This window comes from Flavobacterium sp. SM2513, from assembly GCF_050908145.1.
Lineage (GTDB): Bacteria > Bacteroidota > Bacteroidia > Flavobacteriales > Flavobacteriaceae > Flavobacterium.
On record NZ_CP194228.1, the window covers coordinates 1446620 to 1472860 of the forward strand.

22 protein-coding genes are annotated in these 26241 nt (G+C 33.7%); 6 read left to right on the forward strand and 16 right to left on the reverse strand.

Annotated features, from left to right (window positions below; genetic code table 11):
- Positions 1-24 precede the first annotated feature (24 nt).
- Positions 25-2568, reverse strand: coding sequence for a BamA/TamA family outer membrane protein (locus tag ACQ5J2_RS05700; RefSeq protein ID WP_432672769.1), 2544 nt, complete (start codon positions 2566-2568; stop codon positions 25-27).
- A gap of 36 nt (positions 2569-2604) precedes the next feature.
- Here ACQ5J2_RS05700 and ACQ5J2_RS05705 point away from each other — a divergent pair, with 36 nt between their 5' ends.
- Positions 2605-3333 carry a TrmH family RNA methyltransferase gene (locus ACQ5J2_RS05705; protein WP_432672770.1) on the forward strand — a complete coding sequence of 243 codons (729 nt, stop codon included), beginning with the start codon at positions 2605-2607 and terminating at the stop codon, positions 3331-3333.
- 2 nt (positions 3334-3335) lie between these two features.
- On the opposite strand, the gene ACQ5J2_RS05710 is transcribed toward ACQ5J2_RS05705, so the two are convergent.
- The 6 genes from ACQ5J2_RS05710 to ACQ5J2_RS05735 all read right to left on the reverse strand — a co-directional run bounded on the left by ACQ5J2_RS05710 (position 3336) and on the right by ACQ5J2_RS05735 (position 9088).
- Entirely contained in the window at positions 3336-4025 is a 690-nt protein-coding gene (locus tag ACQ5J2_RS05710; RefSeq protein ID WP_432672771.1) for a porin family protein, read from the reverse strand.
- 19 nt (positions 4026-4044) lie between these two features.
- Complete coding sequence (ubiE, locus tag ACQ5J2_RS05715) at positions 4045-4776, reverse strand: bifunctional demethylmenaquinone methyltransferase/2-methoxy-6-polyprenyl-1,4-benzoquinol methylase UbiE (RefSeq protein WP_432672772.1); 732 nt, start codon at positions 4774-4776, stop codon at positions 4045-4047.
- A gap of 72 nt (positions 4777-4848) precedes the next feature.
- Complete coding sequence (locus tag ACQ5J2_RS05720; protein ID WP_432672773.1) at positions 4849-5343, reverse strand: dihydrofolate reductase; 495 nt, start codon at positions 5341-5343, stop codon at positions 4849-4851.
- A 5-nt stretch (positions 5344-5348) separates the two neighbouring features.
- The gene (locus ACQ5J2_RS05725; protein WP_432672774.1) at positions 5349-5681 is read right to left on the reverse strand and encodes a 2TM domain-containing protein; all 333 of its coding nucleotides are present in this window, start codon (positions 5679-5681) and stop codon (positions 5349-5351) included.
- 92 nt (positions 5682-5773) lie between these two features.
- On the reverse strand, positions 5774-6880 hold the full coding sequence (locus ACQ5J2_RS05730; protein ID WP_432672775.1) for an ABC transporter permease: 1107 nt from the start codon (positions 6878-6880) through the stop codon (positions 5774-5776).
- A 6-nt stretch (positions 6881-6886) separates the two neighbouring features.
- Complete coding sequence (locus ACQ5J2_RS05735; protein WP_432672776.1) at positions 6887-9088, reverse strand: carboxy terminal-processing peptidase; 2202 nt, start codon at positions 9086-9088, stop codon at positions 6887-6889.
- Between the two features lie 194 nt (positions 9089-9282).
- Between ACQ5J2_RS05735 and surE the strand changes: the two genes are divergently transcribed.
- The 5 genes from surE to ACQ5J2_RS05760 all read left to right on the forward strand — a co-directional run bounded on the left by surE (position 9283) and on the right by ACQ5J2_RS05760 (position 14367).
- Positions 9283-10065, forward strand: coding sequence for a 5'/3'-nucleotidase SurE (surE, locus tag ACQ5J2_RS05740; RefSeq protein WP_432672777.1), 783 nt, complete (start codon positions 9283-9285; stop codon positions 10063-10065).
- Entirely contained in the window at positions 10052-10324 is a 273-nt protein-coding gene (locus ACQ5J2_RS05745) for a hypothetical protein (RefSeq protein WP_432672778.1), read from the forward strand. Before surE ends, ACQ5J2_RS05745 begins: the two co-directional genes overlap by 14 nt.
- A gap of 3 nt (positions 10325-10327) precedes the next feature.
- On the forward strand, positions 10328-11440 hold the full coding sequence (lpxB, locus tag ACQ5J2_RS05750; protein WP_432672779.1) for a lipid-A-disaccharide synthase: 1113 nt from the start codon (positions 10328-10330) through the stop codon (positions 11438-11440).
- 184 nt (positions 11441-11624) lie between these two features.
- Positions 11625-12311 carry a C40 family peptidase gene (locus ACQ5J2_RS05755; RefSeq protein ID WP_432672780.1) on the forward strand — a complete coding sequence of 229 codons (687 nt, stop codon included), beginning with the start codon at positions 11625-11627 and terminating at the stop codon, positions 12309-12311.
- Positions 12312-12333: 22 nt separating this feature from the next.
- Positions 12334-14367 carry a ComEC/Rec2 family competence protein gene (locus ACQ5J2_RS05760; protein ID WP_432672781.1) on the forward strand — a complete coding sequence of 678 codons (2034 nt, stop codon included), beginning with the start codon at positions 12334-12336 and terminating at the stop codon, positions 14365-14367.
- 2 nt (positions 14368-14369) lie between these two features.
- On the opposite strand, the gene ACQ5J2_RS05765 is transcribed toward ACQ5J2_RS05760, so the two are convergent.
- From ACQ5J2_RS05765 to ACQ5J2_RS05805, 9 genes are all read right to left on the reverse strand, one after another.
- The gene (locus ACQ5J2_RS05765) at positions 14370-14831 is read right to left on the reverse strand and encodes a thioredoxin family protein (protein WP_432672782.1); all 462 of its coding nucleotides are present in this window, start codon (positions 14829-14831) and stop codon (positions 14370-14372) included.
- 69 nt (positions 14832-14900) lie between these two features.
- Positions 14901-16667: a peptide MFS transporter gene (locus ACQ5J2_RS05770; protein ID WP_432672783.1), complete on the reverse strand. Its 1767-nt coding sequence runs from the start codon at positions 16665-16667 to the stop codon at positions 14901-14903.
- A 140-nt stretch (positions 16668-16807) separates the two neighbouring features.
- Positions 16808-18454, reverse strand: a complete 1647-nt coding sequence (locus ACQ5J2_RS05775; RefSeq protein ID WP_432672784.1) for an MFS transporter — start codon at positions 18452-18454, stop codon at positions 16808-16810.
- A 134-nt stretch (positions 18455-18588) separates the two neighbouring features.
- Complete coding sequence (locus ACQ5J2_RS05780) at positions 18589-20148, reverse strand: peptide MFS transporter (RefSeq protein WP_432672785.1); 1560 nt, start codon at positions 20146-20148, stop codon at positions 18589-18591.
- Between the two features lie 8 nt (positions 20149-20156).
- Positions 20157-21674 (reverse strand): peptide MFS transporter, encoded by a 1518-nt coding sequence (locus ACQ5J2_RS05785; protein ID WP_432673272.1) that lies wholly within the window; start codon positions 21672-21674, stop codon positions 20157-20159.
- 91 nt (positions 21675-21765) lie between these two features.
- Complete coding sequence (locus ACQ5J2_RS05790) at positions 21766-22293, reverse strand: ORF6N domain-containing protein (protein WP_432672786.1); 528 nt, start codon at positions 22291-22293, stop codon at positions 21766-21768.
- A 1-nt stretch (position 22294) separates the two neighbouring features.
- A complete protein-coding gene (locus ACQ5J2_RS05795) occupies positions 22295-24466 on the reverse strand; it encodes a S9 family peptidase (RefSeq protein WP_432672787.1) in 2172 nt (723 codons plus the stop codon).
- A gap of 133 nt (positions 24467-24599) precedes the next feature.
- Positions 24600-25424, reverse strand: coding sequence for a thymidylate synthase (locus tag ACQ5J2_RS05800; protein WP_432672788.1), 825 nt, complete (start codon positions 25422-25424; stop codon positions 24600-24602).
- Between the two features lie 112 nt (positions 25425-25536).
- Complete coding sequence (locus ACQ5J2_RS05805) at positions 25537-26160, reverse strand: bifunctional nuclease domain-containing protein (RefSeq protein WP_432672789.1); 624 nt, start codon at positions 26158-26160, stop codon at positions 25537-25539.
- Positions 26161-26241: the final 81 nt, after the last annotated feature.

The window sequence follows — 26241 nt, forward strand, 5'->3', positions numbered from 1 at the left end:
GATACAAAAATAATAATTCTATATTTAGAAAGGGTAATTAATACCAATATTTAAAACTGAGTTGGAGAAGTTATAGTCTCTAAACCATCTTTTTCCTATTTCGTCTGACGGATTATAGGTTTTAAAACCCAAATCAAGCCGTACTACAAAAAAACTAAAGTCATAGCGAATACCAAATCCTGAACCTACTGCAATATCATTTAACGAACTGAAGCCATCAAAAATGGCAGACTTATCGGTGACATCGTCTAAAACGTTCCAAATGTTTCCGGCATCGATAAAAAGAGCACCTTTAAAATTGTTGACAACTTTAAATCGAAGTTCAGCACTTGCCGTAAGTTTCATATTGGCTTCGTTAAAATCGTTTATTGCACCTGAACTTCCCGGGCCTAAACTATAAGGTTGCCAAGCTCGAATATCATTAGACCCTCCTGCAAAATAACTTCTAGAAAACGGAATGGACGTTGAATTGCCGTAAGGAATGGCAAGTCCGAAAAAACCTCTAACGGCTAAGACTTGGTCTCTAGAAATATTCCAATGTTTGATATACTCAAATTCTCCTTTTATATATTGTGAATATTGAACATCAAAAATTGTTTTTTTAGAAGTTTGGGCGTCGATGGTTTTGAAAGCATTCGCAAACAAAGAAAGTGTATTTCCTGCCGATTCAATTTTAGTTTTAAAAGAATAAAAAGTATTATCGGTCAATCCATTTTGGGTCGTTTTAGAAAACGTATAACTGGAAGCGACAATCAAATTGTTTTCACTCAATCGACTTCGTCGCTCGTCAATACTTCTCACTTCTTTATAATCAGCATCTGAGGAAACTAACGATGTCTGATTAGTTAAAACAGCATTAATAAAAGTATCCGCTTCAGTAGGAATAGCAAGACTTTCTCCTGCTGCAATGTAATTTATTTGTTGTGCTAAATTATTCAACGCATTAAAAGAGGATCGATACACGTTAAAATAATTTCCCACATTAATATTATTGACATATTGTGCATTAAATAAATCAAAACGCACATTATTAAATCGTTTTGGATTCCATGTGTAAGTCAAAGCTCCTGTGAAATTTTCTTTGTCCAAACCAATGTTTTGCTGTTTTGCAAATCCCAAACTTAGATTGGTAGAGGGAATCATTCGCTTCGGAATTATTTTATCAGTATTGAAAGGCATTAAAATTCTCGGAAAATTTAATCGGGTGTCAATTCCATATTCAGAAACGTTGAAAAATTGATTGTTCGGATTGGCAAAATCACGACTCGAACCAATATTTCCTCTCAATGCAATATCTAAAGTCTCAGCACCATTGAAAATGTTTCTAATTGTAAATGAGGTGGAAGCTTCAATTCCAAAATCCTGAATGTTGGAATGCGTGAAATCCAGTGAATATCCAAAACTGTACTTGTCTCTTGGCGAAAGATAAATATTGGCAATCAACGAATTCTGTAAACTGTCTCTCTGGTCAATTTTATACTGAATAGACGGTGCATTAAACACCTTTAAATTACTTAACGAACGACGGGTCAAATTAGTTAAAAAATCAGCATACGTATATCCCGGAGTAATAAAAACAGCGTCTGTAATCGCCTTCGGTCTGTACTTTATTTTCTTGTAGCTGTATAAATTAAAATTATTGTAAGTTACTGAATCTTGCGGTTGCTTTATGTCGCTTTTTTCAGGATAATCTGTATAAATATTAACTTCACTAATTTTGTAGATGTTGAATTTACGGGTATAAGTTGAGTCGCCTTCTCGCAGTGCTTCTTCCTTAATTACGAGTTCAATATTGGTTTTATGATTTGTGTCAACTGTGTCAATCGTATAATTAAGGTCACTTTGTTGAATGAAGAATACGCCGTTATTTCTGAATAAATTCGTTAGACGATCCCGTTCCAAATCAAAATTTTCTGACTTAAATTGATCACCTTTCTTTAGAAACGATGCATTTTTATGTGTTTGGTACAAGGAATCTACATCTTCAGATAAAATAGTTGTTGATAGGGAATCAATTCTTGACATTTTTCCTTTGTTCACTGTAAAATTCACATGTGCTTTTTTTCCTTTCAAAGTATCAATGGTAAAACTAGTTTCGGCATCAAAAAAACCTTGATTAAAATAATGTGATTTCAGTCGCAAAGCTGATTTTATATTTCTTGTGTTTTCAACAATTACAGGAGCTTCACCTGTTTTTTTGAGAAAGTTATGGATTCCGGAATACAGGAATGATTTTCCTTTTCGCTGTACTTGTTTTGCAGAAAGCAATCGGGTTTGTCTCTGCAACTTCTTTGGATTTGCTAATAATTCGGCTTTGTAAATGGAGTCATGGTTCGGCTTTGCCCAATTATAAACGTACAATCCTAAAGGCAAGCCTAAAACGCGGGTATTGGGCTGTTGATAAAGTAATTCTTCAATCTCACTCTTTTTTTCTTTCTCACCATCCACCATAATTATGTTTTTGGTCAGAAGCAATTGATTCTCTGGAACACGCTTCACAGCATCGCAAGCCGAAATAATAATTCCTATTAGAATAAATAATGATATTTTTGCAGTAGTTGTTTTCAAATGGAGCGAAAATTTAATCAAAAGTACATTATTTCTATGGTTAGTAAAAACCAAATAAAGTTAATCAGCAGTTTACATCAAAAAAAATTTCGACAATCGAATCAACTCTTTATTGCCGAAGGTGTAAAAGTCATTCAGGAACTGCTCGATGCTGATTTTGAATTGGAACATATTTATGTAACAATGCCTTTATTCACAGACGTTTCAAAAGATAAAATTTCATTAATTTCATTTGAAGAACTAAAAAAAATAAGCGCATTAACTGTGCCAAATAACTGTTTGGCAATTTTTAAAATTCCAGTTACAACTTCTTTTGAAGAACGAGGTTTGATTGTGGCTTTAGACAGTATTCGGGATCCAGGTAATTTAGGAACGATTTTAAGAATCTGCGACTGGTTTGGTATTAGTCAAGTTATTTGTTCGCCAGATACTGTTGATATTTACAATCCGAAAGTCATTCAAGCAACAATGGGTTCAATTACTCGAGTAAATTGTGTGTATACAGATTTACTTCCGATACTTCAAAATACGAATTTACCCGTTTTCGGTACATTTATGGACGGCGAAAATATTTACAAAATGACTTTGCCTCAAGAAGGAATTATTGTCATGGGAAATGAAGCTAATGGTATTTCTGAAGCAATTGAAAGTGCAATTAAAAGTAGAATAGCAATTCCACGTTTTGGAGAAATCCAAAAAACCGAAAGTTTAAATGTAGCAACGGCAACGGCAATTATTTTGAGTGAATTCCGCAGAAATAATTGATTTTATTGAAAAGTAAAATTTAGAAATACGCCTCTTGTCTGCATGGAGCCTACATTTCCAGTCCACGGACTATTAGGATCGTTGTCGCGAATTAATTCGTCGTTGTAGCTAAAAACGCCACGAAGCGAAGGTGTGAATTTGAAATATTCTAAGTAAATGTCAACACCTAAACCAATTTCATAAAAGTTCGTCCACTTTGCCATTCTAAAAACATTGTTGGAATTGTCTTGTTTATTATTGACGTTACTCGACAAGTTTAATGCCGTTGAAACCCCACCAATAAGAAATGGACGGATATTACCAGTTCGCAAAGCGCTAAATTTTAAAAGTATAGGAAAATGCAAATAAGTAGATTTTACTTCACGCAAAGCATCTGCTTCATTCTCAAATCCTGGGAAAGTTAAGTCACGTTGGTTAAAAGTTAATCCCGGTTCAAAACGCAAATCAAAATATTCCGTCAAACGTAAATTCCCGATTAACCCTACATTAAATCCCATTCCATTATCAACTAGAATATCTTTTCCTGGTTCTTCATACTCAAATTTAAAATCATAAAAACTCATTCCCAAATAGTAGCCCCAATACACACGCTGTTTGTCCCAATTTTCAAGATTAATCATTGGGTCTTTGCCAAATTGAGCTTGTGCTTGAAAAGTGCTGATTAGTATAAAAAGTAAAATGAGTTTTTTCATAAATAGCGAACGAAAGTAATTATTTTTTTGATGCAGAATAAATGGTTGCTACGCCAAAAGTTTGTGGCAAAGCTTTCACATCTATAAACCCTATTTTTCGTAAAATATTGTTTAAGGCTTCTCCAAAAGGAAAAACGGAAGCAGAATCAGATAAATATTGATAAGCTGAATCGTCTTTAGAAAACATTTTGCCAATCAAAGGTAAGATGTTTTTACTGTAAAATTTATAACCTTGTTTGAATGGAAATTTTACCGGAACTGAAGTTTCAAGTATTACAAAAATACCTCCAGGCTTTAAAACCCTTAATATTTCTTCCAATCCTTTCTCTAATGTTTCAAAATTTCGAACACCAAAAGCAACGGTTATTGCATCAAATGTAGCATCGTCATAAGGAATGTTTTCAGAATCTCCTAAAACCATTTCAATTTTTGAATCTAATTTTTTTTCAGCAATTTTTTTTCTTCCCACTTCAAGCATTCCAGCCGAAATATCTAAACCAATTATTTTTTTAGCATTGGTTTGCGTCATTAATAATGCCAAATCTCCTGTTCCAGTAGCAATGTCTAGAATGGTTTCTGGGTTTTTGTCAGCAACTAATTTTAGTACTTTTTTACGCCATTTCACATCAATTCCGAAGGAAATTACACGATTTAAACCGTCATAATTTCCAGAAATAGTATCAAACATTTGAGCAACTTGCTCTTTTTTTCCTAATTCAGAATCTTTGTAAGGCGTTATGTTTTTTGACATAGTAAAAAATTTGTACAAAGGTACGGTTAATTCGTTAATTAGAGAATTAGACAACTGTGAATGAAAATTGAATTATTTTCTTAAAAAGGTTTGATAGGTAAAATCAAAATTGTGTTTTTCGTCTTTTGGATGATACTCTTCGTTCACTAAATTCCAGTTATTTTTGTCAATTTCTGGAAAAAAAGCGTCAGCATCAAAAGTACCATGAACACGTGTCAATTCAATTTTATCGGCAAAAGGCAAACTCAATTTATAAATTTCGCCACCTCCAATGATGAAATTCTCATCATTTGAATTTGTTTTTGCAATAGCGTCTTCAATACTATCAACAACAATACACGAATCAGAATTTATTTTTTCCGCATAATATTTCTGACGGGTAATGATAATATGCGTTCGATTAGGTAACGGCTTTGGAAAACTTTCAAACGTTTTTCGACCCATTATAATAAAATGCCCTGAAGTTAATTGTTTAAAACGTTTAAAATCGTCTGGTAAATGCCAAACAAGTTCATTATTTTTTCCTAAAGCATTATTTTCTGCAGCAGCGGCAATTAATGTAATCATGGAATTTATTTTGAGTTTTCTGAATCAATTTTTGAATTTAATTGTTCGATTTTCTTGTCTTGTTTGTTCATCAAATGCTCAATTTGCTGTTCTTCCCAAGCTTTATTCATAAAACGTTTTGTAATGTAAACGCGAATAAAATGCAGGATAAAGATAAAAAACCAAATTACAATCCCCCATTTGTACCACAAATTTGGCAATCCATATTCAAGTAATTCATTGGCAACATACATGAATAAACTTCCCACTATAAACAGAATAAAATGATAATAAAGGAGTTTTTTTTCTTTAATACGATTTCGGGCATACTCATATCGTTCGTAAAATTCTTTTTTCATGAGTCGTGTTTTTGAGAAAATAAAGATAAAACTAATTTCTTATAATTGGGAAATAAGTTTGAAAATGGAGCAAAATAACGGTTAATTATTTTTTATGATTTCACATCAAGTGCGTCTCGAAGTGCATTTCCCACCATCATAAAGGCTAAAGTAAGGAACATAATTGCGAGTCCGGGAACGACGGCAAGATACGGTTTTCCTAAAATAATATAACTGTAATGATCTTTAATCATGCCTCCCCAACTTGGAATTGGAGGTTGAGCTCCTAAACCTAAGAAACTTAAGCCACTTTCAACTAAAATTGCTGAAGCAAAATTAGCAGCCGAAATTACAATTACCGGAGCCATAATATTGGGTAAAATGTGATTGAATATAATTCGGAAATCACCAAAGCCTAATGCTTTTGCAGCAGTAATGTACTGCATTTCTTTCAAACTAATAACTTGACCTCGTACAACTCTTGCCACTTCAACCCACATTGTGAGTCCGACAGCGACAAAAACTTGCCAAAATCCTTTTCCTAAAGTTAGTGTAATAGCGATTACTAAAAGCAAAGTTGGTATTGACCAAATAATGTTGACCAACCACATTACAAATGCATCGACTTTTCCTCCAAAATAACCGCCCAGTGCTCCAAAGAAAATTCCAACAATTAAGGATATGAAAACTGCTATAAAACCAATTGACAATGAAATTCTGGAGCCAATTATCATTCTGCTTAACAGGTCACGTCCATATTTATCCGTTCCTAAATAGAATTTTTGGGTTTTTATATTTTGTTCAGCAACTTCTTTTATAGAAGAAAAGCCTGAAAATTTTTCCAAGCCTATTTCCTTTATTTGAGCTAATGCCTTATCGTCAGAAAATTCGGTGTAAATCAGTTTTTCATTTTGAACTGTATAAGTTGTAATTGGAATTTCAGTCGTGTTATTTGGAAAGCCAAAAAAATAATAACTCAACTTGCTTTCTGCTTTTTCAATTAAAGGAATTGACAGCATTTGGACTTCAAAACCTGGTGATTTTGAATGAATGGAGAGATGCATTTGGTTCGCGTTTTCTGATTGGTCTGGTGTGAAAACGTATGCGAAAATCGATATAAAAATCAATGCAATGATAAACCAGAAACTAAAAACGCCCCAAAAATTCTTTTTGAATTTTTGGAGCGCGATAGCTGTTAATGACTTTGTTGTATTATCCATTTTTATTTATAGAGAACCTACAACTTTACCTTTTTTTGTTTTCGATGCTGGAGCGGCTGTTTTCTTTCCGCTATTAGGTTGCATGTCTTCTAAAATATTTAGAGATTCCTCAACATAAGCGTCTTTCGATAAACTTTCGTGCCAACGAACTCTCTTTTCTTTTAATAAAGTGTCTTTTTCCATGATAGCAATTTCATAAGGTAAAGACGTAAACATTAGGTCTGTTTTATATGTAGAAATAGGTTTGTACTTTTTAATTACTAGCTCAATTGCTTTCTGTTCCGCTTCAAATTTTTTCAAATTCAAATTGTAAACGTGTTCATCACGACGTTTACTCAACCATTTCGCATTGTCATCAATCAAAGCAAATTGTTCACTTTTTTTCAATCGAGCACGACTTTTTGCAATGATATTGTCAAAATTGGGGATGTTCCACGTTTGGTAATTTGCTGCTTCAATTTTGTCCCAAGGCATTGCATTTTCCATATCGCTTTCTCCAATTTCAACATAAGAAAAACGGTCTGGCATGTGAACATCACTTGCAACTCCTTTTAATTGAGTAGAGCCTCCATTAATTCTATAGAATTTTTGAGTAGTAGTTTTTAAAGCTCCTAAATCACCAAAATCACTATTTCTGATGTATCGATTTAATTCGTATACGTTTTGAACCGTTCCTTTTCCAAACGAATGCTTACTTCCTACAATAATTCCTCTTTTATAATCTTGAATTGCAGCTGCTAAAATTTCTGAAGCCGAAGCAGAAAAGTTGTTTATCATTACCACTAATGGTCCGTCCCAAAGTAGATTTTTGTCGCGGTCTGATAAAACTTCTCTATTTCTATTTACTTCTTTTACTTGTACAATAGGCCCTTCTTCAATAAACATTCCTGCAATATCAACTACTGTTGAAAGTGAACCACCACCATTATCTCTTAAATCTAAAACAATTCCTTGGACACCGTCTTTTTTCAAACGCTCAATTTCCACTTTCATGTCTTTTGCTGCATCACGGTCGTCACGGTTTTCAAAATTGATATAGAATTTAGGTAGATAAATTACACCATACTTCACCCCGTTTTTCTCTACAATACTTGATTTTGCATACGTTTCTTCAATTTCAACTTCATCTCTGATAATTGAAATTACTTTAATACTTCCGTCCGTTTTCTTAACTGTCAATCGAACTTCAGTATCCTTTGGTCCTTTAATTTTTTTAACAACATCGTCCAATCGCATTCCTACGATATCTACAGGTTCGTCATTTCCTTGAGCTACTTTCATAACTAAATCGCCGGCCTCTAATTGTTTTCCTCTCCAAGCTGGACCTCCAGAAATCAAGTCGGTTATTTCAGTATAATCATTCTTTTTTTGAAGTCGAGCTCCAATTCCGAAGAATTTACCACTCATACTTACGTCAAATTTTTCTTTATCATTAGGTGCTAGATAAGAAGTATGTGGGTCAAAATTTTCAGATATACTATTTAAATAAATTCCAAAATAATCATCACGAGTTAAATCACTCATGAAACTGTAAACCTCATCTAGTGATTTTAATGAATTTTCTCTCGTTTCTTCTTCTAGTTTTTTAAAAGATTTAGGCTCTAAATCCTCTTTTTTAAGTTTTGTTTGTTCTGTTTTTGACAAAGAATCTTTCTTTTTTTCAAAATCTAATTTTTCAGTCAATGAAGCTAAAGTCGAAAGTTTAATCTGTTTTCTCCAACGGTCTTTAAGCTCTTTGGTGCTTTTCGTGTAAGGAGACTTTTCATAATCTGTATCTAATTCCTCATTTTGATTGTAATCAAATGGTTTGTCAAGTGCTTCTTTATAATACGATTTACTTTCGCTCGTACGTTGCATTAATCGATTGTATGTCAAATCGAAAAATGACAAATCACGTGCAAGAATTTGGTTGTCTAATAGTAATTCGTATTTCGAAAATTCATCAATATCACTTTGTAAAAACAATCTTTTTGATGGGTCTAATCCATTTATATAGCTCTTAAACAAGGATTTTGAAAAACTATCATCAATTGACTTTGGGTCATAATGACCTTTTTCAATCACGAGTGTAATCAATTGAATTAAAGCTTTATCCTTTTCAGGGTCGCTTTTTTCATTAGGTAAAAAACTCAATAAGGCCGCCGAAAGTAGGGCGACAAAGGCTATAATTTTAATATTTTTCTTCATAAAACTCAATATGACATTCATCAATTTCTAAAATCTAAATTTTCCTCTAAAGTAAGTTAAAAACTATGCCAAGTAATCAGCACAGGAGATAATTTTTTGTTAAAGGTGCTAAAATAGTAACTTACCGTGAAAATTGCTTATTTTAGCGTTAAAAATATTTCCACTTTTAAAAGAGGTATAATTCTTCCTGTTTTAGAGAATTATCGATACAATATATGAATAAAAAACCATTAATTTTAATTACCAACGACGACGGTATTACAGCACCCGGCATTCGGACATTAATCTCAGTAATGAAAGAAATTGGCGATGTGATTGTCGTAGCTCCCGATAAGCCGCAAAGCGCTACCGGACATTCAATAACAATAAATAACACTTTATACCTCAATGAAATTTCAGATAAAGATGCTGATATTAAAGAAATTAGTTGTTCTGGAACTCCGGTTGATTGTGTCAAATTAGCCGTAACAGAAATTCTAAAACGCAAACCAGATTTATGTGTTTCAGGAATTAATCATGGCTCCAATTCATCAATTAACGTGATTTACTCGGGTACAATGAGTGCTGCAGTCGAAGCCGGCATTGAAGGAATTCCAGCCATTGGTTTTTCATTATTAGATTACGGTTGGAATGCTGATTTTAGTCAGTGTGAAAAATTTATAAAGGAAATAGCGTTACATGTTTTGGAGAAAGGCTTGCCAGAAGGTGTTGTTTTGAATGTAAATATTCCAAAATTAAACGAAAAGGAGATTAAAGGAATGAAAATTTGTCGTCAAGCGAAAGCAGTTTGGCAAGAAAAATTTGACAAACGACAAACTCCTCAGGGTCGGGATTATTATTGGTTAACTGGTGAATTTGTGAATCATGATAACGGAACCGATACGGATGAATGGGCTTTGGGCAATGGTTACATTTCGATAGTACCTGTACACTTTGACTTGACCGCTCATCATGCCATACAACAATTAAATACATGGAATTTAAATGAAAAAGGTTGATTTATTTTACGGAATGCTAATAGGAATTCTTGCAGCTAGTCTAGGAATTTACTTGTTTGTTGCTTTATTTACAGAATATGAATTTATTGAAGGATATTCCATTTTAAAACGACAAGGACAATTAGGGAAACTCATTGCTTTAGGTTCAATTCTAAATCTTTTTGCTTTCTTTTTCTTACTGAAAATTAACAAGGAGTTGATGGCTCGTGGAGTAGTTTTAGCAACTTTACTATTAACGGTTGTAACTTTATTTGCATAAATCATGAAGTATTATATTATTGCAGGAGAAGCCTCGGGAGATTTGCACGGTTCAAATTTGATGAAGTCGATTTACAAAGAAGATGCTCAAGCCAGTATTCGATTTTGGGGTGGCGATTTGATGCAAAAAGCTGGCGGAACTCTTGTGAAACATTATCGTGACTTGTCTTTTATGGGATTTGCTGAGGTGATTATGAATTTAAAAACCATCTTAGGAAATATTAAAATTTGCAAAAAAGACATTTTGGAATTTAAACCTGACGTTATCATTTTCATTGATTATCCGGGTTTTAATATGCGAATTGCAAAATGGGCTAAAAAACGAGGGATTAAAACGCATTTTTATATTTCGCCACAAATTTGGGCTTGGAAGGAAAATCGTATTTCAGCTATAAAACGTGATTTTGACGAACTTTATATTATTCTTCCTTTTGAAAAAGATTTTTACGAGAAAAAACACAATTTCCTTGTACACTTTGTTGGTCATCCGCTGATTGATGCAATTAACAATCATGAAATACAATCAGATGAAATTTTCCGAGCAGAAAATAATTTAGACAAAAGGCCAATTATTGCTTTGCTTCCCGGAAGTCGGAAACAGGAAATCACCAAAATGCTTTCGGTAATGTTGAGTATTGTTGAAGATTTTGCAGCTTACCAATTTGTAATTGCAGGAGCGCCAAGTCAGGAATTCTCATTTTACAAAACGTTCTTGAATACTGAAAATGTGCATTTTATTTCAAATAAAACGTATGACTTATTGTCCATTTCGCATGCAGCTTTGGTTACTTCAGGTACTGCAACATTAGAAACAGCTTTGTTTAAAGTTCCCGAAGTAGTTTGCTATAAAGGAGGTTGGATTTCGTATCAAATTGCAAAACGAGTAATTACATTGAAATATATTTCTCTAGTCAATTTAATTATGGATAGAGAAGTGGTAAAAGAATTGATTCAAGATGAATTTAATACTAAAAATTTAAAAATTGAACTAGAGAAAATCTTAGATATCCAGAATCGAGAGCGAATTTTTAAAGATTATGAAGCTTTGGAAGCAAATTTAGGAGGTGAAGGAGCTAGTGATAAAACGGCGAAACTCATCGTGAATGCTATTAAGTAAAATTTATTTCATTACAAACCAGTTATTTGTGTTTTAATTTTAGTTTTTTTTGTTTAAGTTTGTACGTGGTATAATAATTGCTAAATATTTTGCGTTTTTCGTTAGACGATTACAATCGAGAAATTATTTTATCCATAAATCTAAAAACGATTTGATGAAAATTGTTTGAAAAATAAAAATAAATATGTCTGTTACTAAAAATATATACTTCACGTTTTTACTGTTATTTACAATTACTTTTGGCTACAGCCAAATTGTTACTTCTAAAAAGGAGGCTTTAAAAAAGGGCATTTATCAAAAGCCAACTGTAGCTGCTGAATCTAAAAATGATGTGGCAGTGGTTACAGAGCAACCTGTAAAAAAAGAAAAAAAGAAGGCCACTACCAAACCAGCTAAAAGTACAAAATCAACTGCTACAAATTTGAAAAATGTCATTTCTGATGTAAATGCTGACGATATTGAAATTTCAGAACCAGAAAACTACGTTGCTGTTCAAATGATTAATAATGCAATGGAATTTTTAGGCGTTCGTTACCGTGGCGGTGGAACGTCATTAGATGGCATGGATTGTTCGGGAATGGTAACGGCTGTTTACAACTTATTTGATATGTCGATTCCTCGTTCTTCGAGAGATATGGCAAGTGTTGGTGAGAAAGTTGAGAAATCAGAAGTTAAAAAAGGGGATTTAATATTTTTCAAAACGAATGGACGACGGGTTATTAATCACGTAGGAATGGTTGTAGATGTAATAGGTGACGAAATTAAATTCATCCACTCTTCCACTTCGCTAGGGGTTATAATTTCTTCAACAAAAGAAAGTTACTACAAAAAAACTTTTGCACAAGTCAATCGGGTTTTGTCGAACCTATAAAAAAATTTATTAAATTCGGATAATGAAAGTGCTTCAGTATCCGTTGACTCAAATAACGTTTCTTTTCGTTTTTGGGATTGTGCTTAATCGGTATTTAAATTTAGAATTTAATATCGGTTTACTGTTTCTTGTTGGTTCATTTTCTCTTTTTCTTATTGCCTTCCTGCTTAATTTTCGTAGTAAATCCGGTCGATTTTTAAAAATTTTTACGGTATTTTCTCTTGTTGTGTCTTTTTGTCTAGGTAACTTTACTGCGATTGCTCATCAAGCCACTAATGATAAAACACATTATTTTCATACTTTTAATGAAACGGACGAAGCTGTAAGCATGAAACTCGTTCTGATAGAAAGATGGAAACCAACTTTAAAGAATAATCGGTTTGTAGCAAAGATTTATACAATAAATGACAAACCTGCGTCCGGAAAGATTCTATTAAATTTTCGAAAAGATTCTACTGCGAAAGACTTTAATATTGGAATGAAAGTGGCGGTTCACGCTAAACTTTTTCCAATTCAAAAACCACTAAATCCAGACCAATTTGACTACGGTTCTTTCTTGAAAAACAAGTCGATTTATGGTCAGGTTTATGCAGATAATACAGCAACGTTTGTTTTTAATTCTAAAGAAAAAAGTCTCTATTATTATAGCGCCATTTTCAGAAATAGAGTTATTGAAAATCTGAGCAAAAGTGATTTCAACCAGAAGGAATTGGGTGTTGTTCAAGCGTTAATTCTTGGGCAACGGCAGGATTTAGACCCTACGATTTTACAAGATTATCAATATGCTGGAGCAATTCATATTTTATCGGTTTCAGGATTGCACGTCGGATTTGTGTTGCTTTTTTTGAATTATCTTTTAAATTTTCTACCAAATACAAATCGGTTTCGCGTTTTTAAGGTAGTCACTATTATTTTAATCTTATGGTGTTTTGCTCTTGTGGCAGGATTTTCACCATCTGTGGTTCGCTCCGTTACAATGTTTTCCTTTGTTGCAATTGGAATGTACATGAAGCGGAAAACCTATGTATTTTATACATTTTATTGTTCCATATTTCTCATTTTACTTTTTCAACCTTCCTTCCTTTTTGACGTTGGTTTTCAGTTGAGTTATATGGCAGTGTTTTTTATACTTTGGTTACAGCCGGAATTAGTGAAGCTTTTGAAACCAAAAAACAAAATCACCAATCATTTATGGCAGGTTTTTACTATAACTTTGACCGCACAATTAGGTACAATGCCTTTGAGTTTGTATTATTTTCATCAATTTCCGGGACTCTTTTTTGTGACTAACCTCTTAATTATGTTTTTGATGACATTGATTATGGGTGTAGGATTACTATTTGTTTTGATTGCTTTTTTTACGAAATTGCCGGCTATGGCTGCGGATATTTTAGAAAAATTAATTTGGTTGCTAAACCTGATTATTGAAAAAATTGCATCCTATGAATCCTTTATTTTCAAAAATATTTCTTTTGATTTCTGGATGATGGCAACGTGTTATTTACTTGTTTTTGCAATCGGATGGTTTTTTATTCGTCGAAATTTTAGGACGACTGCTCTTGTATTAATAGCTATTTTACTATTTCAAATGAGCTGTTTTTCTTTTGATATTTCATCACGAAATAAGGAAGAATGGATTGTATTTCAGGAAAGGAATAGTTCACTATTTTTGGAACGTCGTGGAAATGAAGTTGTGGTTTTTTCGAATAAAGATGTTTCAGAAAACCGAAATCTGCAATCATTTAATGTTGCCAACGGAACGTCGGTTAAAGAGTTGTATGAAATTCCCAACTTAATGTATTTTCACGATAAGAAAATTCTGGTTTTGGATAGCTCTTCTGTGTTTTCTTCTTTAATTAAACCCGATATTCTAGTTATTACACAATCGCCTAAAATAAATTTTGAGCGGTTTTTTAACAATTATAAACCTGAAATTGTAATTGTTGATGCTTCAAATTATAGAAATGTCGTAGAGCATATCCAGAAAATCTGCGACAAACAAAAAATCCCTTTTCACGCAGTTGCAGAAAAGGGATTCTATAGAATTGAAAAGTAAATTTATTTGTTGTTTAAAATTTGATTAGCAACAGGCAACCATCCTTCAGGTCCTCCTGCAACATAACCCGTACTTCCTAAGCGATTAAAGGCTACTTTTCCTTCTGCTAAACTTGGAGTAACCAACCAAACCGTAGGATAACCTCGAATTCCAAACATCTGCTCAAAGTTTTTGTTTTGCTGTGCTAATTCGGGAGCTAATTGCTTTCTTCTTGGGAAATCTAATTCGACTAATGTTACGTTGTCGTTAGCCCATTTTACAAATTCCGGTGTTTTAAAAACCTCTTTTTGTAATCTGATGCACCAACCACACCAATCACTTCCAGTAAAAAACAGCATTAATGGTTTTTTATTTTTAATTGCTAAATCACTTGCCTTATTTACGTCGGTATGCCAAGTTAGTTCTTGTGCATTAATTGTTGAGAAACCGAAAGTTAGAAGTAGTACTACTATAAATTTTTTCATAAATTTATTTTTTTAAAATATTTCCAAAAATGATACCAAAACAATAGTAGCATTTTTAATTAACCTTAATTAACGTACGCCGTGCATTAATTTTTTCAATACTGGATTTAATCCAATTACTAGTAATCCTGCTACTGTTGGAACAATTGCGAAGATTAAGAAGAATGTTGAAAGTGAATATGTATTTGTAATGTTTTCAATTTGACCACCTAAAACAGCTGCTAATTTATTTCCAATAGCAATTGCTAAGTACCACATTCCAAACATAAATGCAATCATTCGTGCTGGAACTAATTTTGAAACGTAAGACAGTCCAACTGGTGACAAGAATAATTCTCCTAAAGTGTGGAATAAATAAGCCAACACTAACCACATCATAGAAACTTTAACGCCATCTACCATTCCAAATGTTCCGTAAGCTAAGATTCCAAAGCCGACAGCCATAATAATCAGACCTAATCCGTATTTTACAGCAGCAGGTGGATTGTATTTACTGTCCCAAATTTTAGAAACTGTAGAAGCGAAAGCAATAATAAAGAAGGAATTCAAGATTGAAAACCATGCTGGCGTAATTTCTGAATCTGTTTTACTAAATTCATTGTTCAACATCCAGATTGCAATTCCCCAAATTCCAATGAACGTAAGTGCTAAAACAATATTTGAACCAAGTGCTTTTTTATAGGTTTGTTTCCATAGTAAAATAAGAACCCATGAAATAATTATCAATGGAACAATTGTAAGAAGTGTGTTTACAACATTAAAAATGGTTAGTGAAGTGCCTTCCAATGACCTGTCAACGCTATCTCTCGCAAAAATCACTAATGACGAAGCTCCTTGTTCAAAAGACATCCAGAAAAAGACGGTAAAGAAAGCGAAAATAATTACCGCAATCATTCTATGACGAATTACGGTTGTGTAACGCATTAATCGTGAGATTACTAAGAATAAGAATAAAACTAACGCGACTAAAATCATTACAATAGAACCATCTAAATCACCTACTTTAAAAGGAAATAAATTAATGTTACCTATTTTAGATAATGGGTCGTTAAAAGCATATAATAAACCCAAGACCGTTGTAATTATAATTAACGCAATGTCAACCGTGGTATATGGATTTAATTTGTCGTCATCACTTTTAGATTCAGCTACACGTGCTGCTTCAAGAGCTCTTTTTTCTTTGCTTGGCACTTCTCCGATGTCACCAAATAATGGTTTTGCCAACCAAAATTGGATAGTTCCTAATAACATAAATATTCCGGCTAAACCGAAACCCCAGTGCCAACCCAATTCTGCAGCAAGATAGCCACACAACATCATTCCGAAAAACGCTCCAGCATTTACACCCATGTAAAAGATCGTGTAAGCTCCATCTTTTTTCTCTGGGAAATTTTTATACATTTCAGATAAAATAGAAGTCATGTTTGGTTTGAAAAAACCAGTTCCAATAACCAATAACCCAAGTCCTAAATACAACATGAATTCCGATTCCATTACCATTGCCGCGTGTCCCAAGGTCATGATAATCGACCCGATTACTACAGCCCAACGATAACCGATGTATCTATCGGCAATAATTCCACCGAAAATTGGTGTAATGTAAAGTAACATGGCATAAGTACCATATAAAGCACCGGCGTTTTCAGGATTCCAACCCCAACCTGGATTGTCACCCATTAAAGCAGCGGTTAAAAATAATATCAATAAGACCCGCATTCCGTAGAATGAAAATCGCTCCCACATTTCTGTAAAGAATAACACAAATAATCCTGCTGGATGTCCGAGAACTTTCGATTTGAAAAAATCTGGATTTTCAGTAGCTGAAACTTGATTCATATAAATAAATTATCAATTAATAGTTTTTGGTTTGTCGAACGACCCACAAATAAAGTAAAATTTTTTTAAACTGAACTCATATAAGAATTTTTTATTCTCGTAGTTCGGTGTTAAAAGGCTTAAATCAGTAAAGTATGTAATTATTTGACAGATTTATTCTCCATCGGTTTGATGACCATTTTGTCATAAATGAGTAAAGAAACAATGGATACAAGTCCAACTCCCACAACTACAAACCATAGTTTGTTAGGGTGGTAATTGTCCCAAAGAAAATCAGTTAGTTCCCAATGTGACATGCTCAGTTTTTGCTCCGCCAATACAAAATATTCATTTTTTGAAAAAGGCAGTGCAATATTTGAAACGTCAATTCCTTTAGCAGAAGCGAATTCTGAAACTTTAATTCCTATTAAATTCCAATCTAAATGGTCTTGTTTGGTTTGAAATTGCGTTTCAAATTGCGTAATTGAAATATTCAAAGCTTCTGAAGCTTTTTCCATATACTGTTCTTTACTAACGACTTCTGGCATCGTAATGTTTCGTTTGCCCATTTCCGTTTGAAGTAAAGACAATTTATCCGACCACTTTTGATACAAATCTCCAGAAATAAATCCGGTAAAGAAGTTTCCAGCAGCAACGGGTAAAAAGTAAGTTCCTTGGTATAATGCTTCTTTTCCTTTTGGTGTTATAATCGCAATAAATGACGATAAAGTTGGACTTGACATCATTTCTCCAACAGCAAAAATCATGGTTCCAATAATGGTAAACCAAGGATTATGTGTGTAAAACGTTAATCCAACACCAATTGTAGCGATAATTGCTCCACGAATGATAGCGTGAAGGTGTCTCATTTTAATCACGAAATAAGAAACAAAAACCTGTAAAATGATAATCATGAATGCATCAAGGTTTGAAAACCATTCCGGTTTTACTTGTCCGTTTTCCGTCATTAGTGTTCCTAGAAACGGAATGTGTTCATTAATCCAAATGCTCAAGTCATTTGAATTTATCCAATCTTCAATAAAATTGGGTAACGTATAAAACAACTGATTAAACATCGTCCAGAAACCAATCATTAAAATCAGCAAAATAGTTAATCGTTTGTCTTTTAAAGCTTCAATAATACTTGTTATTGAGTTTTTAAATTCTGTAAGAATTGGTGTTTTAGGTCCTTTCTCTCTTTTTGGTTCTTTATAAAAAAATAAAACGACCAAGAGATTGATTCCAATTACGATGGCTGCCTGAATAAAAATTATTCTCCAACCGTATTCTGTTCTTAAGTAAGAAGACATAGCCGGACCTACGAAACCTCCAATATTTACCATCATATAGAAAATACCGAAACCCATAGTTCCGGTGGTTTCATCAGTATTTCGTGCAACAAGTGCTGAAGCAACCGGTTTAAAGAAAGCCGCACCAATAGCAACCATCAAGAAAACCATGTACATGCTCCAATACGTATTCACTTCTCCCATAAAATAGTAACCCACCATCATAATTACATAGGAAATGGTTAATGACAATTTATAGCCAATTCGATCTGCAATTACTCCAAAAAATAGCGGAAGAAGGTATAAAATAGCGGTTACGTTCGCCATGATGTTTCCTTTTTGAATGTGGTTGAAACCCAAACCGCCTTCATTAGTAGAACCCACTAAATACAAGCCGAAAAGCGTAAAAATTCCGTACCAAGCCCAACGTTCCATCAGTTCCATGAAACTCGCGAGCCAAAATGTTTTATTGAACGACGTAACTGTTTGTAAAAAACCTGCCTTTTTATTTTGTTCCATGAATGATTTTTTAAATTTTAAAAATGTTTTTGGTTTTACAAATTAAACAAATAAAAGTATACGAGATTCATTTTATGTCAGAAATGATAAAAGCGACTGTTGGAGTCGCTTTTATTAATGTAATTATAAGATATTTATTTTCCTTCGTTCAGTTCTTTATCAACACCGTGCATCAATTTCTTTATTAATGGTGAAATAATTAAAAGAAGTACTCCAAAGGCAATTCCTGTGTAATACAAGTATTCGAACAATTTTAGATAGCTTTGTTTAGCAATGTTTAAGTCGGGTGCTTCACCGTTTGAAGTATCTACGGATGCAATATTTGCTAATATTGAAGCGATGAATTCTGAACTTGCCGTTGCTAGAAACCAAACTCCCATCATAAATCCAAGTATTTTTGGTGGAGATAATTTGGTAACTGCTGAAAGTCCAACGGGAGACAAACTTAATTCACCACAGGTATGCAGAAAATAAGCTAAAATCAACCAAATTGCAGCAACTTTTCCTACTCCAGAAACATTGATTCCCATTACTAATGCACCAAATCCTAATCCGACTAGCATTAATGCTATGGCAAATTTCACAGCAGTGTTTGGATTGTATTTCCCTAATTTCACCCACATCCAGGCGAAAATTGGTGCTAGTAAAATAATAAATAACGCATTGAAGCTTAAAAATTGACCTGCTGAAACTTCAAAGCTAAAAATAGTTCGGTCTAAGATTCTATCCGCAAATAAGTTCATGGAAGTGTAGGCTTGTTCAAATAAAGCCCAAAATACAATTGTAAAAACAATTAAAATGGTAAGTGCTGCGAGTTGTCCTCTTGCTTTACCGTTTAATTGCGTGATTGCATAGTAAACAATATAGATAAAAGAAGCGGCACCTGCTAATTGCAAAGCAATTGATACGGCATCATGATTTTGAACCATTTGCCAAAATAACAATGCTGATAACGTGCTTCCTAAATAAATTAACCACTCATTTTTAATTCCAAATGATTTTTTTTCTAAGAAAACAGTATTGTTTGATTCACCTTTACCTCTTAATAGTTTCTTTCCAGAAATAAAAGTAAGCAAACCAAAGAACATTCCAACTCCAGCGGCACCGAACCCATAGCTCCAGCCATACGTCTCTCCAAGCCAAACACAGATGAGCGTTGCTAAAAAGGAGCCTAAATTAATTCCCATGTAGAATAACGTAAAACCAGAATCTCTCCTATTATCACCTTCCTCATAGAGCTCGCCAACTAAAGATGAAATATTTGCTTTTAAAAACCCAACCCCGACTATAATCAATGAAAGGGAAAAGTAGAATATCTGCAATGCAAAATTATCCCTTGTAATTTCTCCGGTCATGGATTGAGTAGCAGCATTTCCTTCATAAGCCATTCCTAAATGACCTAAAACTAACATAATTCCACCAAAAATAATGGCTTTTCTAAAACCTAGATATTTGTCGGCAATAATACCTCCTAAAACAGGAACGGCATAAACTAAAGCGGCATAGCTTCCAATCAATAAATTTCCTGAACTATCTGAGAAAAGATGGTATTTTGTTAAATAAAATATCAATAGCGCTTTCATTCCATAGAATGAGAAACGTTCCCACATTTCTGTAAAAAACAATATAAATAATCCTCTCGGATGTCCAAAAAATGTTTTTTCTGGCGAATTATTGATTGAAGTTTCTAGCATATAAAATATTATTTAATTCCGTGCATCATTTTGACCAACTTCTTATTGAAAAGTAATAACATAATCGCGGCGAACATTGGAACTCCAGCAATAAATATAAAAAAGTAACTCATAGAATAGGCTTCGGTTATTTTATCAATGTAAGCTCCTGTCCAACTTCCGATGAAGTTTGCAATTGCAGAAGCAGTAAACCAAAGACCGAATAAAACGCCGACGAATTTTTTAGGAGATAACTTACTTACATACGACAATCCTACTGGTGATAAGCACAATTCTCCCATAGTGTGAAAGAAGTAAGCCAATATTAACCAGATCATGCTAACAGAAGCTGTTTTTGCACCTTGAGGAATACTCATACTTCCGTAAGACAATGCGAAAAAACCAACAGCAACTAAGATAAGTCCCATTGCAAATTTTACAGGTCCTGATGGATTCCAGACTTTTTCCCAGATTTTACTGAAAGACGAAGCTAATGTAATGATGAAAAACGAGTTTAAAATTTGAAACCATGAAACCGTAACTTCTGTTGTTTCTAAATTAAATTCACGATACACTTTCCAAATTCCCAATCCCCAAATAATTAGAAAAGAAATAGAGGTGAAAATGATGGTCAACGGGTATTTTGCATAAATCTTCTTAGACAAACCATATAACACATACGTTACAATTGCAATCGGGAAAATAGTTAGTAACGCGTCAATCCATTTGAAAATCATTCCCGAATTTCCCGTTAAAGCTCTTTGCGTATAATCTTTTGCAAACAAAGTCATCGAGCCTCCTGCTTGTTCAAAAGCAAAAAAGAAAAAAATACTGGCTATCATGAAAACTGAAACTACCACTAATCGGTCTCTTACAATATGTGGTTCATGAACAATTTCTTCACTTTCCTCTGTCGCAATTTCATCACTTTTTTTAATGTTAATGTCTTGTCCAATTACACCAAATATTTTTTGTCCAAAATAGAATTGCAACATTCCGAAGAACATAAAAACACCTGCTAAACCAAATCCATAATGCCATCCAATTTTTTCTCCAATGTAACCACAAAGTAGCATTCCTAAAAAGGCTCCTGCATTAATTCCCATGTAGAAAATGGTATAACCCGCATCTTTTTTAGCACTTGAATCCGGGTAAAGTTGGCCTACCATTGATGAGATATTCGGTTTAAACATACCGTTACCCAAAATCATAAATAATAGTCCTACATAGAAAAAGTTTTGACTAATTCCTTCCAATGCCATCGAAGCGTGACCCAATGTCATAATTAACGCACCGATTAAAATTGCTTTTCGATAACCGGTAAATCTGTCGGCAATCATTCCTCCAAGTAGCGGAGTTAAATAGACCAAACCCGTGTATAAACCATATAATTTTAAGGCTTCTTCATTGGTCCAAGCCCAACCACCGTCCATCAATTCACTAACTAAAAATACCGTAAGTAAAGCACGCATTCCGTAATACGAAAAACGCTCCCACATTTCTGTAAAAAACAGAACAAATAATGAAGCGGGATGGTTCATGACCATGGCATCATCGATACCTCTGTTGTGTAAGTGTTTTACTAATAAATCGTCTTTTTGTTCTATCATGGTTTTTTTGGTTTAGGTTGCTCTTATTTTATTTTTTGTAGCCAATTTTATTACGTTCATAATGTGTTGCAATTTCCTTATTTTCTATCATTAAGAATTGTATTGCTTCAAAAATATCATAAAATTGACTATCGAATTTGGTCTCTAAATCTTTTATTTGACTTTGTAAAGTTTCGATATTTAGCATAGTTCTTCTTAATGCAATAAAAGCTCTAACAATTGCAATATTCATCTTTCGCGCTTTATCACTTTTCAATACACTTGCCAGCATTGTGACTACATGTTCTGTGAATACATACGGGAGTGCACTTTTTGGTCTTTTTGATGTCATCACAGATTGTGATGACATCATCACAATTTGTGATGATGAGATTTCTTCCCACTCTTCTTTTGATAAACGAAACATGAAATCATCCGGAAAACTGTCCTTATTTCTTTTCATAGCTTGATTCAGAACACGTGTTTCAACTTCATAAAGTGTTGCCAAATCAAAATCAAGCATCACTTTTGTGCCGTTCACTTTATTAATCCTATTTTGAATCATGGCTAAATCCATTCTACAATTTCTCTTTTATAAAATTCGTCATTTTGGTATACAATTGAAGACGCGTTTTTCCACCGTAAATTCCGTGATTTTTGTCGGGATAAATTTGAGAATCAAATTGCTTGTTGGCTTGCACCAATGCTTCAATCATTAACATTGTATTTTGCACATGAACATTATCATCCGCTGAACCGTGAATTAAAAGATAATTTCCTTTCAATTTATCTACATGATTGATTGGCGAATTTTCATCATAACCTGAAGCATTTTCTTGAGGCGTTTGCATGTATCTTTCGGTATAAACCGAATCATAAAATCTCCAGTTTGTAACAGGTGCTACAGCTATTGCAGTTTTAAAAACATCATTTCCTTTTAAAATACAATTAGACGACATAAAACCACCGTAACTCCATCCCCAAATTCCAATGCGAGAAGCATCTACATAATTATATTTTGCAATGGTTTTTGCAGCGTCAATTTGGTCTTCCACTTCGTACTTTCCTAATTCTTTGTAAGTCACTTTTTTGAAATCAGCGCCTTTGAATCCAGTTCCTCGTCCATCTACACAAACTACGATGTAACCCTCTTGCGAAAGCATCATGAACCACATATCATTCGTGTCTAACCAAGAATTAGTTACTTCTTGAGAGCCTGGGCCGGAATATTGTGTCATAAAAACCGGATACTTCTTGGAAGCATCGAAATTCTTAGGTTTAATCATCCAAGCATTTAAGTTTTGACCTCCTTCTGTCTTTAACTCAAAGAATTCTTTGCTAGGCAAGTTGTATTTTTCTAATCTTTTTGATAAAGCTCCGTTTTCACGAATGATTTGCATTTCTTTACCAGACTTTGCTTCATTCAAACTGTAAATTGTTGGGGTTTTGGCCTCTGAAAAAGTATTGATGTAAAACGCAAAATTCGGACTAAATGTAGCTGAATTTGTTCCTGTTTTAGAAGTCAATCGCTTTTTGTTTTTTCCGTTTATGCCAATCGAATAAACGTCGCGATTGATAGAACCATTTTCAACCGATTGGTAAAAAATCGTTTTACTAGTTTCGTTCAAGCCATAGTAATTGGTTACTTCCCAGTTTCCTTTGGTAATTTGACTGATTTGTTTTCCTGATTTATCGAAGTGGTACAAATGATTGTAACCGTCTTTTTCGCTACTCCAAATAAAACTGTTGTCGGCTAGAAAAGTCAAATTGTCCGTTATATCAATATAGGCCTTGTCTTTTTCATTCAATACTACTTTTGTAGTTCCCGAAGTTCCATTAACAAACAATAAATCTAAATCATTCTGATGACGGTTGATGATTTGAGCACTCAATTCATTGGAATCATTTGTCCATTTGATTCTTGGAATGTAAAAATCAGTGTATTTGTCTAAATTAATCTTAGTCGACTTTTTAGCATTAATATCAAAAATGTGCAAACTAACAAGTGCATTTTTTTCTCCCGCTTTTGGATATTTAAATGTTTGTTGAACGGGATATAAACCTTGATTATAAACATCCATTGAAAATTCAGGAACTTGGGTTTCATCAAAGCGAATAAAAGCAATTTTGTCGCTTGAAGCATTCCAGTCAAAAGCTCTTACAAAAGCAAATTCTTCTTCGTAAACCCAATCCGTGATTCCGTTGATGATGTGGTTTTTCAATCCGTCTGTCGTAATTTGCGCAACAGATTGATTCGAAATGGTGTAGATGTACAAATTGTTTTCTTTGGCGAAAGCGATTTTAGTTCCGTCAGGAGAAAATGTTGGTTCTTGAACTTTATAATCAAAGAGCTTCGTCATTTTCTTGCTTTTGATGTCATATAAATAATAATCTGCTACAAATGAATGACGGAATATCTGGTCGGAATTGGTAGCAATCAAGATTAAATCTTCTTTTTTATTGAAAGTGTAACTGTCAATAGCAGGGAAGTCGGGAAAGTTTTTGGTGTCAGTAAAAGTGTCCACTTTTTTCAGCGTTGCAAAATCATATAAGTCAATTTGCATGCTTCTTGAATTTCGGTCAAAATTCAAAACGGTATATTGATTAGTGTTTTTCATGGACTGTAATTCGTCCATTCCTTGCGTTCGAAAAGCACCACCCCAAATTTCTTCGAGGGTAATTTTTTGCTGTGCAAAAACACTGACTGTACTTAATAAAAAGAGAAATACTAATTTCTTAAAATGATTCATTTTTGGTAAGTTAAAAAAACATTCAATTTTAGTGAAAAAAAAGCAATAATTGGTGTTTTCGGGTGTTAAATAGTATTTGTGTGATTGCTATACTATTCAATTGTATGTGATTAGTGCAAGTTTCAATTAGAAATTAAACCGCAACACTTCCCTTAATTCCAGGATGCGGGTCATAACCTACTAATGTGAAATCATCAAATTTGAAATCTAAAATGTTTTTGATTTCGGGATTTAAAAGCATTGTTGGCAAAGGTCTTGCCTCGCGAGAAAGTTGCAATTCCAATTGTTCAAAATGATTGTTGTAAATATGTGCATCGCCAAAAGTATGAATAAAGTCACCTACTTTTAAATCACAAACTTGTGCAATCATCATCGTTAACAAAGCATAAGAAGCAATGTTAAATGGAACGCCTAAAAAGATATCCGCACTTCGTTGATACAATTGACACGATAATTTTCCTTCAGCAACATAAAATTGAAAAAAAGCGTGACACGGAGGTAATGCAACTTTTCCATTCGCTACATTTTCTGAAAATGATTTAGAAGTATCTGGTAAAACAGAAGGATTCCAAGCGGAAACCAACATTCTTCTGCTGTTTGGATTGGTTTTCAGCGTTTCGATAATTTCAGTAATCTGGTCAATTTCTTCTGAATTCCAGTTTCTCCATTGATGACCATAAATTGGACCTAATTCGCCATTTTCATCTGCCCAATCGTCCCAAATTCGGACGCCATTTTCTTTTAAATATCCAATGTTGGTTTCGCCTTTTAAAAACCAAAGTAATTCATGAATAATTGATTTTAAGTGCAGTTTTTTTGTCGTCACCATTGGAAAACCTTCGGATAAATCAAAACGCATTTGGTATCCAAATACACTTTTCGTGCCTGTTCCTGTTCGGTCTCCTTTTTGAACGCCTTCTTTTAAGACGTTGTTTACTAAATCAATATATTGTTTCATGTCATTGCGAGGTACGAAGCAATCTCTTCGTTTTAAAAGTTATTTTTGCCGCTAAGGCACGGAGGTACAAAGATTTTAAGCTGTCGCTGAAAACTCAGACTGATGATTAAAACTATCTCCTCGAAATCTCATCCCTAACTTTCGCAGCTTTCTCGTAATCTTCATTTTCAACCGCTTCATTCAGCAAGTCGTTCAATTCAGACAAACTGTGTTTTGCATAAGTGCCTTCTTCAGCAACATTTGATTCTTCAGGAATTCCAAAAGTCTCAGGATTTGATAGAATATCATCGCTTGACGCATCAAATTCACCATCATTTGGATTGGTTTTCAGATAGATTCCGGCTTTATCTAAGATGTTTTTGTAGGTAAAAATAGAAGCAGAAAAACGCAATGCTAAAGCAATTGCATCTGAAGTTCGAGCATCAATGATTTCTTCAATCTTGTCTCTCTCGCAAATGATGCTCGAGAAAAATACACCATCAACTAACTTGTGAATGATTACTTGCTTTACAACAATGTCAAATCTATCCGCGAAACTTTTGAACAAGTCGTGTGTTAACGGACGAGGCGGTTTGATTTCCTTTTCTAAAGCAATTGCAATCGATTGGGCTTCAAAAGCACCAATGACAATAGGAAGTTTGCGATCGCCATCCACTTCATTTAAGATTAAAGCATAAGCTCCGTTTTGTGTTTGACTGTAGGATATACCTTTGATGGTTAGTTTTACTAAACTCATTTTTAAGGAAATAGATTAATTTGTAAATAGAAAAAAGGCTATCTGAAATTGATATTTCTATCTAATTTCAGATAGCCTTAA